The following is a 15,300-nucleotide window of genomic DNA, read 5'->3' as shown; positions in this document are numbered from 1 at the left end:
ATCAGCAAGGAAGGCTCGTCGCGTATGCGGGTTCAGTTGGGCCGCGTACGCACAGGCTGCCGTAGGATGAGCTTGCGCTTTGCGGGTGAGACGCGGCTCCAGTCATCAAGGTAGATCTCGTGGTACGGGCCTGAAGGCTCCAGGCCTGCTTGTGGCAGATATTCCCTGTAAAGCCGCTCAAGAATGACAGGGACGTCGTCTGTGTGGCCAATATGAAGCATCTGGACGCACTTGCCTTCTGCGAATGCATCCCAGCGCAGGGGGGCGGCTAGCCCAAGCTCCTGCCGCATCTCTGCAGCAGAGTCTTCAAGGTCTCTGGCATCCGCCCAAACGGGTAATGTGATCTGCGCGCGCCAACGCCAATTATTGCGATGACCCGCTGCCCATTCGCGCATGTCGTCTGCCCAGTAAAGCAATTCCACCGGGGGCTCGACGAAGGACTTGCCCATGCGCTCGCGAGCGTGACGCCGTATCGGGTAGATGGCGGTATACAGGTTCCGGATCGCTGTGCTGATTGACGACAGCTCTGGGAGGCCTTCGCCATCCCAGACTGCAAATGGGAGCAGGGGGACATCTACCATGCTGAAAGCCCCGGTTGCCGGAGCATAGAGCGTGCGGAGCATCTCTCGGTCATGGGTCAGATCCATCATTCCTGCGTCGGCCATGGTTTGCTCCTCATGTAATCCAGCGTGTTGGTAATCCAGCTACGCTCGGCAGCAAGCTGGCTGGCAGAAAAATCGAACAGGGCCTCAATGTGATCCGGCATGGGCTGCCGCTGTCGGCGCAGGTTTTCGAGCCTGGCGATTTCCGCGGTGATCGAAGACAGACGGCCATCTAGCGCAGCCAGCGCTTCGTCACGGGATAGTGCGGGCCAATGGATCATGCCCAGCAACAGCGTCGAGTAGGTGGGGCGATAGGTTTGCAGGGCGGCGACGGTTTGCGCAAGCAGCACCCGGTTGCCTGCGGCCGTAATGGAAAAGGTCTTGCGCGCCTTGGTGCCCGCGGGCGCTGCCGCTAATACCAGCCCTGCTTTTTCCAGCTTGCCGAGCACGAAGTAGATGGACGAGAAGCCGATTTGCGTCCATTCACGCATCCCCCGTGTTTCCAGCGCGTGTTCAATTTCGTAGCCGTGTCGCGGCATCTCCGCGACGAGGCCCAATAGCAAGAGTTCGGCGTCGGTCAGGTTCATGGTTTTATATTCTAGTGCTAGAATATATAAAAGACAAGCAAGGTCAAAGCCTGGTTCGAACCGCAGCGCTACTCCTGCTCATGCCCCCCATGCCCCTGCGATATACGGCGACGTGGTGATTAGCAAACAAGAGGCTGAGGCTGCCCATGCCATAGCCGCATGGGGCAGCGGGAAGGTATGACATACAGGTGAGCGGTTGCGTATACTGGCGAAATCCATACTGCTTGAGATGCACGATGCTGCGAACCTGGTCCCGTGTCTTGCTGCTGCCCCTGATCTGCCTGCCAGCGCTGGCTGCTGAAACGGATGATATGGCCGCCTTGGCGGGGCATTACTATTTGCAAGGTGTGATGGAGGTCGGCTCTGAGCTGCTGTTAAACAAGGATGGACGCTTTCAGTGGGCACTGAGCTATGGCGCCTTGGACCAGTCGGCGCAAGGTCGCTGGCAGCTGAAGGGGGACCGGATTGAGTTGCAAGCCACGGCGCCGTCAACACCCCCTCAGTTTCGCCTGTTCAAGGAAGACGAATTACGCTTGAAAAAGGCACCGGAGGCCGGATCATGGGTAGCCATTGTCGGCGTGCCGCGTCGCGGGCCGATTGCCGGGGTTGAGGTTCGTTTTGAAAGCAAAAATGGCAAGACGCTGACCGCCATCAGTGGCCAGAATGGCGATGCCATCGTTCACATGCCCGCCAATGAGCAGTGGGTGCGCGCCGGGCTGCGGGTGGCGCGCCTGCAAGGGGAGTGGCAATGGCTGGTCTTGCCAGCCGAGCGCAGCCGTGCCCGTATTGCGGCATTTGCCGTGGACGACGAGACCTGGCTGGTGACACCTGCTTTTGATCGTTTACAGCTCAAGCGCAGCAAGAACGGGTTGCAGGTGGATGATCCTGCGCTGGTGCTGGGTGGTGAATATGTCAAGCATTGAGGCACAAGCCCGCCGTGTGCGCCCTGGTGCTGACAAGGCAGTCGCTACAGCAAGTGGATGCCCACCCGCTGCAGCAGGCGGGCGTAGCCCCAGAACAGCGGCACCGTACCCAGCACGCTGAGCAGCAAGGCCAGCACAAAGCCACAGCGGGCCTGCAGCCAGGGAAAGCTGAGGAACATCGGCAGGGTGGGCAGCACGTACCAGAAGGTATACCAGGCATGGTTGCCGATCTTGTCGGCCGATTGCTGCTCCAGCCGCAACCAGCACAGGGTCAGTACAGTCACCAGCGGCAAGGCGGCCAGCAAGCCCCCCAGGCGATCGTTGCGGCGCGCCACCTCGCTGATCAGCACCACCAGCCCGGCGGTAATCAGGTATTTCAGCAGCAGATACATGCCTTGTTCTCCATTCAAGGCCGCGGCAAGCGGTAGCGGCGGGCGCGTTGTGCCCAGGCTTGCATGGCCTGTTCACTCACTGCAGCACCGTAGTAGAGGCGGGCGTAGCTGGTCAGCAGGGATTGCAGCTCGCGCGCGGCGTACGGGAAGGCCTGGCTGAGTCGGGCGGCGTAATCCAGCGGCCCCTCCTGCGGCTGACGCGGGCAGCCTGCCTTGGCCAACTGCAGGCACAACTGCTGATAGGCGGCTTGCAGCGGGCTCAGCTTCGGCCCGCGCTGGCGCAGCAGGGGCAGGGTGGCCAGCAACAGCAGGCTGGCCAGTACCAGCCCCAGCAGGCGCGCCAGCGCCATGGCGTTGCTCTCCAGCCCCAGCCGCTCCAGCATGCCCAGCTGCTCGCGGCTGTCGTAGCTCAGAATCCACTTGTTCCAGCCGTTGACCAGACCATCGACCCCCCAGCGTAGCGAACGCATCCAGTCCGGCGTGCGCAAGGCGCGGATATCCTGCGCCCCGGCGTCGTTGATGGCGGCTGCAATGCCCTGGTCAACCCGGTCAGGCGACACGGCCGCGGTCGGATCCACACGTACCCAGCCGCGCCCGGCCAGCCAGACTTCGGCCCAGGCGTGGGCGTCGGCCTGGCGAACGATGTAGTAATTGCTGAGGGTGTTGTATTCCCCGCCCAGATAACCCACCACCACCCGCGCCGGTACGCCGGATGCGCGCATCAGGAACACAAAGCTGGAGCTGTAGTGCTCGCAAAACCCCAGCCGGGTGCGGAACAGGAAGTCATCTACCGCCTGCTTACCCAGCGGCGGCGGCTCCAGGGTATAGCCAAATGGGGCTTGCCGGAACAAGGCCAGCGCAGCGTTGACCCGCTGCTGTGGCGTGGGCAGGCTGGCCCAGCGTGCAGCCAGCGCCCGGGCTTGCGGGTTGCCCGGTGGCAGGTACAAGGCTTGCTGCAAGGTGGGGGTGTCCATCACTTCCGGGTCTTCCGCTACGGCGGTCGCCCGGTACATCATGCGGCTGTCGACGGTGCTCTGGCGGAAGTACTCGCCATCCAGCGTGAAATTGCCCCGGTCATTGTCGAGCACCTGCTGACCGCGGTCCAGCAGGTAGAGCCAGCGTTGCTGGTGTGGCTCAAGGGTGACACGATAGCGATAGCGAATTGCCGCTGCCGGAATGTCGCGTGCGAATGCTCGGCGCTCCGGGCTTGGAAGCCAACTGCGGCCGTCATAATCCCACAGCACCAGCCCTCGCCAGTACAGCTCATCTGGCGACGGACGGGCCCCGCTGAATTCGGCGCGGAAGGCGACCTCAGTCGAGCGGATCAGTTGGCCGATATTGCCCGGGCTCATCAGGTCGCTGACCCCGGTGATGCCTCGGCCCGGGTCATGCTGCAATTGCCAGAGCGGGCGGTCCAGCCGGGGAAACAGCACGAACAGCACCACCAGCCAGGGAAGGCCATACAGTTGCAGCCGTCCAAGGAAACGCCACGCCGACAGCTGCCCCTCAATCGACGGGTGGCAGAGGTAGAGTCCGTTGCGCAGGACAAAGATCGCGCTGACCAACACATATGCAGCCAGCCAGAACGGCTGCCCATAGAGAAACAAGGTCAGCAGCAGGAAAAAGGCAAGCAGGAAACAGAATTGCGCATCGCGCAGCTGGCGGCTTTCCAGCAGCTTGAGCGCACCAAACAGCACCAGGATGGATACCGCCAGTTCGCGGTTGAAACCATTGCCGTCTCGCAGATTCAGCACAATTACCAGCAGCAGGGCAGCAATACTGATCACCGACAGCAGCAGCCGGGGCGGCGGCGGCCAGCGCCGCCACAAGCGCAGCGCCTGCCAGCCGAGCGCCAGCCCCACCAGCGCACTCAGCCACACGGGCAGGTTCCAGCCATGCGGCAGCAACACCAGCAGCAGCTGGCTGAGCAGACGTCGCTGCTCCAGCGCGGTCAACGGGCGGCTCAAGGCTGCCCCCAGGTGGCCAGCGCTTCCAGACACTGCCGCAGTTGTGCCGGGCCGTGACCCAGCGGCACTTCCTGTCCCGGCAGCCGCAGGCCGTAGTCGATTTCTTCCTGCTCGGCCCGCAGCACCCAGCGGGTCAGCCGCGACAGGCGGGCTTCGTCCGACAAGCCGCTGGGAAGGGTGTGCCAGTCCAGCCAGCGCTCCAGCCGCTCGCCTTGCTGGCCGACGCGGGTCAGCCAGCTGTCCAGCCGCGCGCTGTGTTTCCAGGCAATGCTGCGCAGCGGGTCGCCGGGGCGGTAGGGACGCAGCTGGTCCGGGTGGTCGTCGTCCAGCCGGGACGCGCTGGATTGCTCATCGGGCTGGGTGCTGGCCGGGGCGGCAGGCGCATCGGCTTCTGGCTGTGGATAGACCAGTACCCGCAGCGGCAGGTCGCTATAGCTCCAGCAACGAAACAGGGCGAGTGGAAAGCGGCTGGTGATGGTCTGCCGGGGCAAGGTAATCCACCCCCTGCGCACGGGTTGCCACGGCAGCAGGGCGTGGACGCTGCCACCAGCAGGCAGGTCAATCGCAGCGGCGTGCTGGTCGCGACAGTGCAGTTCCAGCCCAAAGCGGGCATACCCTGCCGGGATGCTGAGCGTAACCGGCAGCCAGGCGGTTTGCCCCAGGAATACCGGCTCGGCTTCCCCGGCGCGTAATTCCACCCCCAGCAGATTGCGGTAGGCATGCCACATCACGGCAAAGCCCAGCCCGGTCAGCGCAAAGGTAAGCAGCAAGCCGAGGTTGAGCATGTAGTTGAGCGCGGTCAGCAGCATGGTCAACAACAGCACGGCAAAGACCAGACCGTGCAAGGTGGGCAGGATGTACAGGCGGCGGCGGTCCAGCTGCAGCACCCCGTTGACCGGCAGGTGCGGGCGGCTCAGCCACTGGCGGATACGGCCCAGCGGGGTCAGGCTGGAGGCAGAAACGGCAGACATGCCGGCTCAGGGCAAGGGGATGTCGAGCAGCAGTTGCGAAACCTGCTGCAGGCTGGCGCCTGCGCCGCTGGCCGCTTGCAGGCGGTGCGCTGCCACATGCGGGAACACCGCCTGCACATCCTCCGGCAACACCATGTCGCGCCCGGCCAGCAAGGCCCAGCTGCGCGCGACCGCCAGCAGGGCGAGGCCAGCGCGGGGCGACAGGCCATACTGGAAGCGCTGCGGGTCACGGGTGGCGTGTACCAGGGCCATCACGTAGTCGATCAACGGATCGGCGGCATGCACCGCGCTGGCGTCTGCCTGCAAGGCGCGCACCTGCTCGATGCTTAGCGCCTGCTGCACCTCAGCCATGCGCTGGCCCTGGTAGAGGGCCTTCTCGAAGCGGGCGTCCGGGTAGCCCAGCGACAGGCGCAGGGTGAAGCGGTCCAGCTGCGATTCGGGCAGCGGATGGGTGCCGATCTGGGTCAGCGGGTTTTGCGTGGCGATGACGAAGAAGGGATCGGGCAGCGCATAGGTGGTGCCATCATGCGTCACCTGCCGCTCGGCCATCGCTTCCAGCAAGGCGCTCTGCGCCTTGGGACTGGCGCGGTTGATCTCGTCCGCCAGCACCAGCTGACTGAACAGTGGACCACGGTGAAACTCGAACTGGCCGGTTTCCCGCACATAGATGGAGATGCCGATCAGGTCGGCGGGCAGCAGGTCGCTGGTGAATTGCACCCGCTGATAACCAAGGCCCAGCGTTTGTGCCAGCGCGTGCGCCAGTGTGGTCTTGCCGACACCGGGCACGTCCTCCAGTAGCAGGTGGCCGCGCGCCAGCAAACAGGCCAGCGCCAGACGAATCTGCTGCGGCTTGCCGAGCAGCTGCTGCCCGAGCTGGGTGAGTGCCTGTTGCAGGACCGGATGCGCGGGGGCTGTAGCCACTGCCGCGCTCTTGCTATGATGTGAGGTGAACATGCTGTTTATTCTAGCTGCCGCACGGCAAACTGTGGTGACCATGCCTAAAATAAATCATGGCAATGACATGCGTAGTGAGGCAGAGCCCCTGCTCGATGAACTGATCCGGCGGGTGTCGGGCGGGCTGCTGGCGCGGTTGACGCTGGGCCTGTTCTTCGCCTGGCTGGCGCAAGGGCTGCGGCAACAAGGCTGGCTGCCGGCCTGGCTGGCGCATGCGGTGGCGATCCCGGCGCTGGCACTGGTGGGCTGGGCCTTGCTGAACATGCTGCGACTGGGGCTGGAGCGCCGCCGCCTGCAGCAACGTGCGCCGGGTGAGCCGGTGCCGTGGCCGCAATTATCCTTGCTGTCCGCCTGGCGTCGCCGCCTCGGCTGGTAAACCGAATGCAAATGACCTGAAACGGGAGTACACATGAAGAAGATTGACGCCATCATCAAGCCGTTCAAACTGGACGAAGTGCGCGAGGCGCTGTCCGAAGTCGGCATCACCGGCATGACGGTGAGCGAGGTCAAGGGTTTTGGCCGGCAGAAAGGTCATACCGAGCTGTATCGCGGTGCCGAATATGTGGTGGATTTCCTGCCCAAGGTGAAGCTGGAGATGGTGATTGCAGACGAACTGGTGGACGCTGCCATTGATGCCATCACCAAGGCGGCACGCACCGGCAAGATTGGTGATGGCAAGATTTTCGTGATGCCGGTGGAGCAGGTGGTGCGCATCCGCACCGGTGAGCAGAACGAAGACGCGGTTTAAGGGACAGACCGCTGGCGGGGCGTTGACGCACCCCAAGCCTCAAGGCCCGTCAGACCCGCTTCAGGTGCGACGGCACTGCTTATTGCGGGGCGGTGCCGCTGCTCTGATTATCCAGGTATTTTTGCTCGATCTCACGGTAGGTGCCGCGTGCCTTGAGGGCACGCAAGGCATTGTTGAAGCGGTCCCGCATGGCCGGGTCGCGGAACAGGACCTTGTATTCGGTGGGCGGAAACAGGGCAAATTGCTGGATAGGCTGTTTGACATCGACCAGGCTGGCGGCTTCCTGGTTGAAGTAACGGAAGATCAGCCGGTCACCAATCACCACGTCTACCCGACCACTGTAGAGCAGCTTGTTCTGGATTACCTGGGGTGAGACCTCCTGATAGGAGGGTGATTTGTCCACCGCGTTGCGGTAGCGCTCGCCCAGATTGAGCTTGGCATTCTGGAAGGCGGCCACACTGTAGCCCGCCAGATCTTCAATGTTGTTGAGGACGATACCCCGCTTGGCCAGCACGGTGGCGACATTCTGATAGCTGATGTAAGCGTCGGAGTACGCCCCCTCCAGCCCGCTGCTCTCCCGCATGGTGGCCAGCGCATCAATGTCCGCATTCTTGAACAGCAGCACGCCTCGCGCAGGCGGGGTGAAGTCCGCCTGCAGCTGGTAGCCCATCAGCTGCACAGCCTGGTTGACGATCTCGTAATCCAGGCCCGAGCGGTTGGGCTCATGAATGTAAGGCGGTTTGTGCACGCCGAACAGCACTTTCAGCACAGGCCGATCAGCATGGGCTATACCAGCAAGCAGCAAACCCGCCAGCAACAGCAGGGTTCGCCGGATGGAGAGGGTGGGTGGTTCCATGGGGCCAGTATAGTCCAGAATCAGGCGCTTGCCGGTGTTTCTGCGGCCTCTCCCAGCCAGGCCATTAGGTCCGTCAGCAAGCCACGCAGCTCGGCGATCTGGATGGTGAGGGTGGCTTCGATCAGCGCGCGCTGGTCGTCGGCATGGCTGTCGGTCACCTGATCCTGCACCAGATCGAGGAACTTGATGCGGCGCACCTGCCAATCCTCGGTCAGTACAAAGCTCACCCGGTTCTGCCATTGCAAGCCCAGTTTGACCGGCTGCTTGCCGGTGGCCAGGTGCGCGGCTACTTCCGGCAGCGACAGGTTGTGGCGGGCAAAGCGCACCACGCTCTGTGTGTCCCCCGCGCCTTTCAGCTCGCAATCGCTGTCCAGCTGGAACAATTGCAGCTCCTGCTCTTCGGCAGGGGTGAGCAGCAGGTCGGCCATCTTGCTGGCCGGGGATTGCGCGGCATCCGGTCGTTCCAGCCTTACCCCTTCTACCGCTTGCAACAGGGCGCTGATCACCCCTTCGGCCTTGCCTGCGTTGGCGGCGTCGACCAGCAGCCAGCCACTCTCCGGGTCCAGCACCGCGTGGGTGCGGCTGAAGCGGCTGAAGGCGCGCGGCAGCAGCTCGTCCTCGATTTGCTCTTTCAGCGTCTGTTTTTCCTTGCGGCCGACTCGGCGTGCCTCGGTGGCCTCAATATGCGCCATTTTGTCCGCCAGCGTCTGGTTGACCACGCTGGACGGCAGCAGCTTGTCCTCATTCTTCAGCGAGAACCACAGCGCGCCACCGCCAGCCACCACCAGCTCATCCAGCCCGTAAGGTTCAGCCCAGCCGCTATGGCTGCGGTCCAGCCGGGTGCAGCCGCTGAAGGCGCGGGCGGCCATCTGTTCGGCCAGGGCTTCTGCGCTGAGGGTGAACGGGGTGGAGAGGCGGTAGAGCTGCAGATTCTTGAACCACATGGGCTGTTGTTTCCTGATGAGGGTGATACCGGGCTGGCATTTTACACTGTGGCGAAGGGCTCAGGGCAGGGTGTGCAGGCCCCCGCTGCGGCGGGCGGCTTCCTCGGCCTCGCTGGGGGCACCCTCGCGGCTGAGCGTGGTGACCCAGCGGCCATCCTGCCAGGCGTGCTCCTGATAACGGATGCGGCCGTCTGCCAGACATTCCTGTATCCGGCGAGAGAGGGGCCGCAATATCCCGTTGGGCAGCCAGTAACGTTCATAGTGGAAAGCCTGCCCGGCGCAACCGGCATTGTCGATACCGGACTCCAGCCGATGTTCGTTCTGTGCCAGTCGCAGATTGGGCAGGGCGGAAAGGGTGGCGTCGTACTGCAAGCGCTGGCGGCCGGGCTGGAAGCGCCAGACCTCGGAGCGGATGCTGCGGCATTGGCCATCGGTGCAGCCCCGCAGCCACAGATCAGCATGGTGGTCAAAATCCAGGTCAGCCCAGTAGGCGTCTGGCCCGGACAGCACATAGCAGCCCTGGCTGTGCAGTACCTGCTGGCGGTAACGCAGGGTGACGGTAGTGCAGCCTTGCGAGGTCTCTACCGTTTCGGCACGCACCCGGCCAGAGGCCGCATGCTGATCCAGCCGCTGTACGGGCAGGGTGGCGGATTGCAGTGGCATGGCAAGGCAAAGCAACAGCAGGCTGTAACGCAGCATGAGGATTCCGTGGTGCAGACGTGGCATTCAGACGTCATCATGCATGGAAAAGTTGCAGCTTGTGCGGGCGGCGTCGCCATCTTGTAATAGAATCCGCCCACGACTTCGCAAACTGCCCTGATGGAACCTTTTGACATCCCGTCCTTCCTGAAGACCCTGCCGCTGCTGCCGGGGGTCTACCGCATGCTGGCGGCGGACGGAAGCGTGCTGTACGTCGGCAAGGCTAAGGCCTTGCGGCGGCGGGTGACCTCGTACTTCCAGAAAACCGACCATTCGCCGCGCATCCGGCTGATGGTGGCGCAGGTGGTACGCATCGAGGTGACAGTGACCCGCAGCGAAGCCGAAGCGCTGCTGCTGGAAAACAACCTGATCAAGGGTTTGCGCCCCAAATACAACATCCTGTTTCGGGATGATAAAAGCTACCCGTACATCCGGGTCAGCGGCCATGCCTTCCCGCGCATCTCGTCCTATCGCGGTGGGGTGGACAAGCAGCACCAGTATTTCGGGCCGTTCCCCAATGCCTGGGCGGTGCGGGAAAGCGTGCACCTGTTGCAACGCATTTTCCGGCTGCGCACCTGTGAGGACAGTGTATTCAGCAACCGTTCGCGGCCCTGCCTGCTGTATCAGATCAAGCGCTGCTCCGGGCCGTGCGTCGGGCTGATCAGTGCAGAAGACTACGCCACCGATGTGAATGCAGCGCGGCTGCTGCTGGAAGGCAAGCAGCGCGATGTGGTGGAGCGCCTCACCCAGCAGATGCAGGCGCACGCCGAAGCCTTTGAATACGAGCAGGCCGCGGTGCTGCGTGACCAGATCCAGCAGCTGCAGGCGGTGCAGGAAAAGCAGTTTGTCTCCAGCAACGCCAGCCAGCTTGATACCGACATCATCGCGGTGGTGGTGGAGCAGGGTATGGCCTGTGTCAATCTGGTGATGGTGCGCGGTGGGCGGCAACTGGGCGACAAGGCGATGTTCCCCGGCGCGCTGTCCGACGGCACCACCGAGGCCGAAGTGCTGGAGGCCTTTGTACTGCAGCACTATCTGGAGCTGCCGCCCCCGGCGCTGATTGTGCTCAGCCAGCCGATGGAAGACGAAGGGCTGGCCGACCTGCTGTCGCAGCAAGCCGGGCGCAAGGTCAAACTCAACAGCAACCCGAATGGCGAGCGGCGGGTCTGGCTGCAGATGGCGGAAAAGAACGCCCGCCTGGCACTACAGCAACGGTTGCTGTCGCGCGCGGCGCAGGACCAGCGGCTGTCCGCCCTGACCGAGGCGCTGAACCTGGGGGCGGTGTCGCGCATCGAATGCTTTGACATCAGCCATACCCAGGGCGAGGCCACCGTGGCTTCCTGCGTGGTATACGACCGCCTGGCGATGCAACCGGGCGAATACCGTCGCTTTAATATCACCGACATCACGCCGGGTGATGATTTCGCCGCCATGCGGCAGGCACTGACCCGCCGTTATGGCAAACTGGCAGCAGCCAAGGCGGCGGGTGAAGAGGCCCGGCTGCCGGACCTGCTGCTGATTGATGGCGGGCTGGGGCAGGTGAATGTGGCGCTGGAAGTGCTGAACGAAGTGGGCCTGCCGGACCTCGATATTGTCGGGGTTGCCAAGGGGGTGGAGCGCAAACCGGGCCTGGAAACCTTGATTGTGCCGCAACAAGGCCTAACCTTGAATCTGGCAACCGATGCACCGGCACTGCACCTGATCCAGCAGATCCGTGACGAAGCCCATCGCTTTGCTATTACCGGACATCGGGCGCGGCGCGGCAAGGCACGTACCCAGTCCTCATTGCAAGAGATCGAAGGCGTCGGCGCCAAGCGCCGGCAACGTTTACTGACCCAGTTTGGTGGCCTGCAGGGTTTGCTGGCCGCCAGCGAGGATGATATCGCCGCCGTGCCCGGCATTGGTGCCGCACTGGCTGAACGCATTTACCGGCAACTACACCCATGACCCTGAACCTGCCTACCCTGCTGACCTGGCTGCGCATCATCCTGATCCCGCTGTTCATGGGCATCTACTACCTGCCGCTGACCATGCTCTCCATGCCGGACAAGAACCTGCTGGCCACCGGTTTCTTCGTGCTGGCCGCCGTCACCGACTGGCTGGATGGCTACCTGGCGCGAGCGCTGAACCAGACCTCCGCCTTTGGTGCTTTCCTCGACCCGGTGGCGGACAAGCTGATGGTGGCCGCGGCACTGGTGATGCTGGTGCAGCTGGACCGCGCCGACCCGGCGCTGGCCGCCATCATCATTGGCCGTGAAATCACCATCTCCGCCCTGCGCGAGTGGATGGCCGAGCTGGGTGCCCGCAAGAGCGTGGCAGTGTCCTATGTCGGCAAACTGAAAACCGCAGCGCAAATGGCCGCCATCACCGCCTTGCTGTACGACCTGCCGCTGATCCCGGGGCTGGCAACCCGCCTGGCCGGCGAGTGGCTGCTGGTGATCGCGGTGGTGCTTACCCTGTGGTCGATGGTCTACTACCTGCGCCAGGCGTGGCCGCTGCTCACGGGGCGTGCCGGGCGCTGAGGCCAGGTTGAACGTCTCGCAGGCGAGGGGGAGACCAGGCGAAAAGGGGTGAGGAAGCAGCGCTTACGGGGTGCAAGGCAATCCAACGCCGGTGCAACGCCGTATCCCGTATCCTGTCGCGCAGCAGGCGATGAACAAGTGCGGAGCGGCTGCAGCAGACCGCGGGCGCCGGATGTAAAAAAGGCCACCCCGAGGGGTGGCCTGTCAAGTCCCCCTGGGCTTAAGGGGTGATGCGCAGTTCGGTTTGCGGATCAAAAAACGAGAGCGATGGCAAATCGAACTGTAGAGAGAGCCGTGATGTGCCGTGCTTCATCTGGCGCGGCAACAAGCGAGCGGCAACGGTGGCGCCGTTGACACTGCCATAAATGTAGGTGTCGGCCCCGGTCGGCTCTACCCGGTCAATCGGCAAGGGCAGATGGTCTTCGCTGAGGCTGCGTGCCTCATGAAAGTGTTCCGGGCGGATGCCCAGAATCACCTGCTTGCCGTCCCATTGACGGTCCCGCACCGGGCCGACCACCAGCTTGCGGTCGCCGACTGAGGTCACGAAATCGCAGGTCCACTGTCCGTCAATCTCCTGCAGGGTGACCGGGATGAAGTTCATCGACGGCGAGCCAATGAAACCGGCTACGTAGAGGGTGCTGGGCTGGTTGTAGATTTCTTCCGGTGTGCCGTATTGCAGCACGCGGCCTTCCCGCATTACCGCAATACGGTCGCCCAGGGTCATCGCTTCCACCTGGTCGTGCGTGACGTAGACAATGGTGGCACCGACGCGCTGGTGCAGCTGCTTGATCTCGCTGCGCATCTCCACGCGTAGCTTGGCGTCCAGATTGGACAGCGGCTCGTCGAACAGAAAGATGGCCGGGTTACGTGCCAGCGCACGCCCCATTGCCACCCGCTGGCGCTGGCCACCGGAGAGCTGCGAGGGGCGACGGTCGAGCAGATGGTCAATCTGCAGGGTCTTGGCCACCCGTTTGACCACCGCTTCCCGTTCTTCTTTCGGCACCTTGCGCATTTCCAGCGCAAACTCGATGTTCTTTTGCACCGTCATGCCGGGGTAGAGGGCATAGGACTGGAACACCATGGCGATGTCCCGGTCCTTCGGGCTCAGGTCGTTGACCCGGCGGCTGCCGATGTGGATCTCGCCGTGCTCGATGTCTTCCAGACCGGCGATCATGTTGAGCAGGGTGGACTTGCCGCAGCCGGAGGAGCCGACCAGGATGACAAACTCGCCGTGGTTGACGGTGAGGTTGATGCCCTTGAGGATGTCATGTTTGCCGTAGGCTTTGCGAACATCACGAATTTGCAGTCCAGACATGTTGAATTATCCTTTTACTGCCCCGGCGGTGAGGCCGCGGACAAAATACTTGCCGGCCACCACATAGATCAGCACGGTCGGCAGGGCGACCATCAGTGCAGCGGCCATATAGACATTGGTTTCCGGGGTGCCGATTTGCGAGCCGGTGAGGTTGGTCAGGCCGACGGTGACCAGTTGCTGGTCATACGGGGCCAGGATCAGCGCAAACAGGAACTCGTTCCAGATCGAGGTGAACTGCATGATCAGCACCACCACGAAGATCGGTTTGGTCGACGGCAGCAGGATGCGCCAGAAGATGGTGAACAGACCGGCACCGTCAATACGGGCCGCCTTGATCAGCTCTCCGGGGAAGCTGCTGAAGTAGTTGCGGAAGTACAGGGCCAGCGGCAGGCTGTAGATGATATGTACCAGCACCAGCGACAGCAGCGAGCTGGACATGCCCAGCTTGTGCAGGATCAGTGACAGCGGGAACAGGAACATCACCGTCGGCAGGAACAGGCCGAACAGCAGCAGGAAGAACACGAACTCACTGCCACGGAACTTCCACTTGCTGATCACATAGCCATTGAACCCGGCCCACAGCGTGGAGATCAGGGTGGACGGAATCACCACGATCAGCGAGTTCTTGAAGTACGGCATCATGCCGGTACAGCCCTGGATGCCGGTACAGACCTCCTGCCAGGCCCGCTTCCACGGCGCGATGGTCCAGCCATTGGGCAGTCCGAACAGATTGCCGGATTGCAGGTCTGGCAAGGTCTTGAACGAGGCCATGAAAGCAAACCAGGTGGGCAGCGCAAAGAACAGTGCGCTCAGTACCAGGAAGGCGTAGATACAGACGCGACCGACGGTCAGACGGGGCTTATTCATGGCGGCTCCGTTTCAGCTCCATCATCACATACGGCACGGCAATGGAAATGCACATCATCATGATGATCATGCCGGAAGCAGAGCCCAGCCCCATCTGCGCGCGGGTGAAGAAGCGGTCATACATATAGTAGGCGGGCAGGGTGCTGGACTGGCCCGGTCCCCCCTGGGTCATCACGATCACCAGTTCGGCCGATTTCAGCGCGGCAGGCAGCAACAGCAGCAAGGCGCTGAACAGGGTCGGGCGCAAGATAGGCAGAATGATGCGCCAGTACACACGAGGCAGCGATGCGCCATCGAGCATGGCAGCCTTGAAGATGGAGTCATCGATACCGCGCAGCCCGGCCACAAACATCGCCATCACAAAGCCGGTGGACTGCCAGATGGCCACAATCGCCAGGGCAAACAGCACTTTGTCGGATTCAACCAGCCAGGCGAATGAAGCGTTCTGCATGCCGATGCTGTGCAGCCAGGCTTCAATGCCGGTATCCGGCGCCAGCATCCAGCGCCAGATGGTGCCGGTTACCACCGAGGACAGCGCCAGCGGGTAGAGGTAGATGGTACGAAAGCCGCCCTCGAAGCGGATCTTCTGATCCAGGAAGATGGCGAGAATGGCACCGAGCAGCAGCGGCAGCCCCACGGCCAGCGGCGCAAACACCAGCAGGTGCTTGACGGCTTCCCACCAGTAGTCGTCGTTCCACAGGGCGACATACTTGTCGAAACCCACCCAGTTGTAACTGGGCATGCCGGCGGAATCGGTAAAGGAAATCATCCCGACCCAGACGGCCAGGCCGTAGAAGAAAATAATGCACAAGGTGAGCGCCGGCGAGATGGCAATCTGCGGCAGCCACTTTTCCAGCTGGTGTTTCCAGGCGGATGGATTCGGCGCGTCAGTCAGCGGACGCGCTTCCACCTCACCGGATAAGGGTGGCGACATGTAGGGAAAACTCCTGAAT

The 15,300-nt window shown here is 62.9% G+C and carries 17 protein-coding genes; 5 read left to right on the top strand and 12 right to left on the bottom strand.

The features are described from left to right. Window positions 1-32: 32 nt before the first annotated feature. Together HF682_RS04590 and HF682_RS04585 are read right to left on the bottom strand one after the other, a co-directional pair. The gene (locus HF682_RS04590; protein ID WP_168876041.1) at window positions 33-665 is read right to left on the bottom strand and encodes a GyrI-like domain-containing protein; all 633 of its coding nucleotides are present in this window, start codon (window positions 663-665) and stop codon (window positions 33-35) included. Then, on the bottom strand, window positions 647-1,189 hold the full coding sequence (locus tag HF682_RS04585) for a PadR family transcriptional regulator (protein WP_168876040.1): 543 nt from the start codon (window positions 1,187-1,189) through the stop codon (window positions 647-649). Before HF682_RS04585 ends, HF682_RS04590 begins: the two co-directional genes overlap by 19 nt. Window positions 1,190-1,425: 236 nt before the next feature. Here HF682_RS04585 and HF682_RS04580 point away from each other — a divergent pair, with 236 nt between their 5' ends. Then, window positions 1,426-2,112, top strand: coding sequence for a hypothetical protein (locus HF682_RS04580; RefSeq protein WP_168875216.1), 687 nt, complete (start codon window positions 1,426-1,428; stop codon window positions 2,110-2,112). A 44-nt stretch (window positions 2,113-2,156) separates the two neighbouring features. Here the strand turns inward: HF682_RS04580 and HF682_RS04575 are convergent, their stop codons facing one another. From HF682_RS04575 to HF682_RS04560, 4 genes are read right to left on the bottom strand one after another with little or no spacing between them, the layout of a single operon-like run. Further along, window positions 2,157-2,504, bottom strand: coding sequence for a DUF3147 family protein (locus tag HF682_RS04575; RefSeq protein WP_168876039.1), 348 nt, complete (start codon window positions 2,502-2,504; stop codon window positions 2,157-2,159). Between the two features lie 14 nt (window positions 2,505-2,518). Continuing rightward, on the bottom strand, window positions 2,519-4,471 hold the full coding sequence (locus tag HF682_RS04570; RefSeq protein WP_168876038.1) for a transglutaminase TgpA family protein: 1,953 nt from the start codon (window positions 4,469-4,471) through the stop codon (window positions 2,519-2,521). Next, window positions 4,468-5,442 (bottom strand): DUF58 domain-containing protein, encoded by a 975-nt coding sequence (locus HF682_RS04565; RefSeq protein WP_168876037.1) that lies wholly within the window; start codon window positions 5,440-5,442, stop codon window positions 4,468-4,470. The genes HF682_RS04570 and HF682_RS04565 overlap by 4 nt, the downstream gene beginning before the upstream one ends. Before the next feature lie 6 nt (window positions 5,443-5,448). Continuing rightward, window positions 5,449-6,396, bottom strand: a complete 948-nt coding sequence (locus HF682_RS04560; RefSeq protein ID WP_168876036.1) for an AAA family ATPase — start codon at window positions 6,394-6,396, stop codon at window positions 5,449-5,451. Between the two features lie 67 nt (window positions 6,397-6,463). Here HF682_RS04560 and HF682_RS04555 point away from each other — a divergent pair, with 67 nt between their 5' ends. Next, entirely contained in the window at window positions 6,464-6,772 is a 309-nt protein-coding gene (locus tag HF682_RS04555) for a hypothetical protein (protein WP_168876035.1), read from the top strand. Window positions 6,773-6,805: 33 nt separating this feature from the next. After that, window positions 6,806-7,144 carry a P-II family nitrogen regulator gene (locus HF682_RS04550; protein WP_168876034.1) on the top strand — a complete coding sequence of 113 codons (339 nt, stop codon included), beginning with the start codon at window positions 6,806-6,808 and terminating at the stop codon, window positions 7,142-7,144. 79 nt (window positions 7,145-7,223) lie between these two features. On the opposite strand, the gene HF682_RS04545 is transcribed toward HF682_RS04550, so the two are convergent. The 3 genes from HF682_RS04545 to HF682_RS04535 are packed head-to-tail and all read right to left on the bottom strand — an operon-like array spanning window position 7,224 to window position 9,643. Further along, window positions 7,224-8,000 (bottom strand): substrate-binding periplasmic protein, encoded by a 777-nt coding sequence (locus HF682_RS04545; RefSeq protein ID WP_168876033.1) that lies wholly within the window; start codon window positions 7,998-8,000, stop codon window positions 7,224-7,226. Window positions 8,001-8,020: 20 nt separating this feature from the next. Further along, complete coding sequence (locus HF682_RS04540) at window positions 8,021-8,944, bottom strand: recombination-associated protein RdgC (RefSeq protein WP_168876032.1); 924 nt, start codon at window positions 8,942-8,944, stop codon at window positions 8,021-8,023. 60 nt (window positions 8,945-9,004) lie between these two features. Then, window positions 9,005-9,643 carry a hypothetical protein gene (locus tag HF682_RS04535; protein ID WP_168876031.1) on the bottom strand — a complete coding sequence of 213 codons (639 nt, stop codon included), beginning with the start codon at window positions 9,641-9,643 and terminating at the stop codon, window positions 9,005-9,007. A 120-nt stretch (window positions 9,644-9,763) separates the two neighbouring features. Between HF682_RS04535 and uvrC the strand changes: the two genes are divergently transcribed. Beyond that, window positions 9,764-11,590 carry an excinuclease ABC subunit UvrC gene (uvrC, locus tag HF682_RS04530; protein ID WP_168876030.1) on the top strand — a complete coding sequence of 609 codons (1,827 nt, stop codon included), beginning with the start codon at window positions 9,764-9,766 and terminating at the stop codon, window positions 11,588-11,590. Continuing rightward, window positions 11,587-12,165, top strand: a complete 579-nt coding sequence (gene pgsA, locus HF682_RS04525; protein ID WP_168876029.1) for a CDP-diacylglycerol--glycerol-3-phosphate 3-phosphatidyltransferase — start codon at window positions 11,587-11,589, stop codon at window positions 12,163-12,165. Before uvrC ends, pgsA begins: the two co-directional genes overlap by 4 nt. A 220-nt stretch (window positions 12,166-12,385) precedes the next feature. Here the strand turns inward: pgsA and HF682_RS04520 are convergent, their stop codons facing one another. From HF682_RS04520 to HF682_RS04510, 3 genes are read right to left on the bottom strand one after another with little or no spacing between them, the layout of a single operon-like run. Next, window positions 12,386-13,480 carry an ABC transporter ATP-binding protein gene (locus HF682_RS04520; protein WP_168876028.1) on the bottom strand — a complete coding sequence of 365 codons (1,095 nt, stop codon included), beginning with the start codon at window positions 13,478-13,480 and terminating at the stop codon, window positions 12,386-12,388. 6 nt (window positions 13,481-13,486) lie between these two features. Further along, window positions 13,487-14,347 (bottom strand): carbohydrate ABC transporter permease, encoded by an 861-nt coding sequence (locus tag HF682_RS04515; RefSeq protein WP_168876027.1) that lies wholly within the window; start codon window positions 14,345-14,347, stop codon window positions 13,487-13,489. Beyond that, window positions 14,340-15,281, bottom strand: coding sequence for a carbohydrate ABC transporter permease (locus HF682_RS04510; protein WP_168876026.1), 942 nt, complete (start codon window positions 15,279-15,281; stop codon window positions 14,340-14,342). Before HF682_RS04510 ends, HF682_RS04515 begins: the two co-directional genes overlap by 8 nt. Window positions 15,282-15,300 lie beyond the last annotated feature (19 nt).

The organism is Leeia aquatica (assembly GCF_012641365.1).
GTDB classification, from domain to species: Bacteria; Pseudomonadota; Gammaproteobacteria; order Burkholderiales; family Leeiaceae; genus Leeia; species Leeia aquatica.
Note: the sequence above shows the minus strand (reverse complement) of the source record. Positions and strands in the feature narration are given on the sequence as shown.